Consider the following 270-nt stretch of genomic DNA (forward strand, 5'->3'; position numbering starts at 1 on the left):
GTCTTCTTGAAAGAGATAAAAAGCTGTTAGAGGCCATAAGAGAAACACAAGAAACGAAAAAATTAATTGCATCAACGAAACAAGAGGAAAAGGAAGGGCAAAAAAAATCTTGGTGGCAGTTTTGGAGATAGCATATAGATGGATTTTTTTGAAAAGAGCATAAGGGGTTTTTGTCCCCACTTATGGTGTGGAACTAGGCAAAGCCTAGCAAAAAAATGACCCCAAAGAAGTGGTGGAAATCACTCCTGCAGCAGTGGAGATTTTTGAGGT

The 270-nt window shown here is 38.9% G+C and carries 1 protein-coding gene; it reads left to right on the plus strand.

Annotated features, from left to right (window positions below; genetic code table 11):
* Positions 1-131, plus strand: a 131-nt coding sequence (locus SB822_RS57395; RefSeq protein WP_410859148.1) for a DUF3967 domain-containing protein, incomplete at its 5' end; no start/stop codon positions are given.
* Positions 132-270: the final 139 nt, after the last annotated feature.

Source organism: Paraburkholderia sp. SIMBA_054 (assembly GCF_046534875.1).
GTDB classification, from domain to species: Bacteria; Pseudomonadota; Gammaproteobacteria; order Burkholderiales; family Burkholderiaceae; genus Paraburkholderia; species Paraburkholderia hospita.